This window comes from Actinomycetes bacterium, from assembly GCA_036000965.1.
Taxonomy (GTDB): Bacteria; Actinomycetota; CALGFH01; order CALGFH01; family CALGFH01; genus DASYUT01.
Genome location: DASYUT010000207.1, coordinates 1 through 1,889, shown reverse-complemented (window position 1 = coordinate 1,889; position 1,889 = coordinate 1). Strand labels below are relative to the sequence as shown.

Annotated in this window: 1 protein-coding gene; it reads right to left on the bottom strand. The window is 68.7% G+C overall.

The annotated features are described in order from the left end of the window. Positions 1–84: 84 nt before the first annotated feature. Positions 85–1,764 (bottom strand): IS1634 family transposase, encoded by a 1,680-nt coding sequence (locus VG276_19315; GenBank protein ID HEV8651482.1) that lies wholly within the window; start codon positions 1,762–1,764, stop codon positions 85–87. Between the last annotated feature and the right edge of the window lie 125 nt (positions 1,765–1,889).

The window sequence follows — 1,889 nt, the reverse complement described above, 5'->3', positions numbered from 1 at the left end:
CTAGCCGGAGTTTCCTGGCTGGTTTGATCGAGACTGGTGTTCTCGCAGGTCAGGCGTGGTGTTGATCTAGGTGTGGTGTATTGCCTAACTGGCCGGTGCCCAGCGGTGGAGTTCGAAGATCTCGAACAGCCTCTGTTGGGTGTCGCTCATGTCGGTGATCATGCGGCGGGCTTTGGGGCGGCCGCGGTCGCCGGGGTAGAGCAGCACGGTTTGTTGGATGCCGGCGAGGGCGTCGAGCAGGGCGCGCACCGAGAGCTGGAGGCCGGCGCGGGCGGCTTGCCGGCGCATGAGGTGCGCGGTCATCAGGGCGAGGACGCAGCAGAAGACGTGGACGCGGATGTGCGGGTCGGTGTGGTGGTGCATGGGGCTGAAGGAGACCACCTGGGGGTCTTTGAGCTGGCGGAAGCCGAACTCGGCCTCGGATTGGGACCGGTAGCCGGCGACGATGTCGGGGATGGTCCAGTCGCGGCGGTCGGTGATGAGGACGCGCTTGCCGAAGACGCGGTCTTCCAGCGCGGCGCGGGCGGCTTCGTCGACCCGCCAGTCCAGCCGGATGGCTGGCGGGGCGTCGCCGGTGAGGGTCCAGGTGAGCACGTCGCGCACGTATTGCCTGTTGGCGATCTTGTCGATGGCGGCTTCGAGTTGGGCGCGGGTGCGGCGGGCTCGCCCGCGGGCGAGGGTGTCTTGGATCCCGTCCAGCTCGCGCCCGGCTTTGGCGAGGGCTTGGTCCAGCCCGCGGGACTGGCCAGCGTGCAGCTCGTCGGAGTGGGTGAGCACGCACCGGTGGGCAAGCCCGAGGGCCTGCACGGTCGTCTCGTGGGCGCGCAGTCCTTGAAAGGCGGCGACCAGGCGGTAGTCGGTGCGGGGGATGGCGAGCAGGTCCGGGCAGTCTGAGGGGGGCAGCGAGCCGACGTAGTGCAGCTTCGCGGCGGTGAGCTTGGCGAAGTTCGGCTCGGAGTTCTGCCCGGCGTCGAAGACGACGGTCAGCGCGCCGGGCTGGCCGCCGAGGAGGCGGTGGCGGCGGGACAGTTCGTCGATCACGGCGGGGAACTGGGTGACGTCGGTCTTGTTGCCGGGGTAGGCGTGGGAGACCAGGGGGATGCCGCCGTCGCGGGTGACGACCAGGCCGAGGCCGACCAGGCGTAGGTCGAACCGTTTCTGCTTTGCCTTGCCGCGCTGGGCCAGCGAGGCGCGCGTGTTGGTCGAGTCGATGAAGGAAGCGAAGTTGGTCATGTCCAGCGCGAGGGAGGAGATGTCCAGGCCGAAGGCGGCGACCGCGCGCAGCGCGATCCGCCGCTCGATCTCGGCCAGCGCCGTGGCGTCCAGTGGGCGGGTGGCGTCCCAGTACCGGCGGCTGTCCAAGGCCGCAGGCCGGATTTTGAGCAGGCGATCCCCGGCCGTGCCGGCCCACCAGTCGGCGAAGGCGCTTTTGGAGCAGGGGTCGACGACCCGGTTCAGGGTGGACAGCGCCAGGTATGTCCCCACCGAGGCGCCCGCGTCGGCTCGCCGGGCGCCGGCGACCTCGTCGACGGTCTCGACGACTCCCAGCTTCTCGATCACGCTCCAGGCCGCGGCGAGGTCCCCGAACGCCAGATGCCTGCTCCGGGTCGGCATGCGGGTCGCCCCGGCCATCGCCGCGGCGATCTCGGCGGCGGTGCCCAGGTAGGTCTGTTCCACGATCCGCGGCTTGCCGTCTACCCGGGCCGAGGTCGCCAGGTAGTAGTACGTGTTTCCCTTGATCGTCTTGCTGATCACCGATGACATGAATTTAGGTAATACACTTGATCAAGGAATTTCAAGCAGCCTCGCGGCGTGTCGCCCCAGGTCAGGTCCGGTGAGCTACCACCGGCCAGGCATCAAGATCGAACTAGCCAGGAAACTGGGGCTAG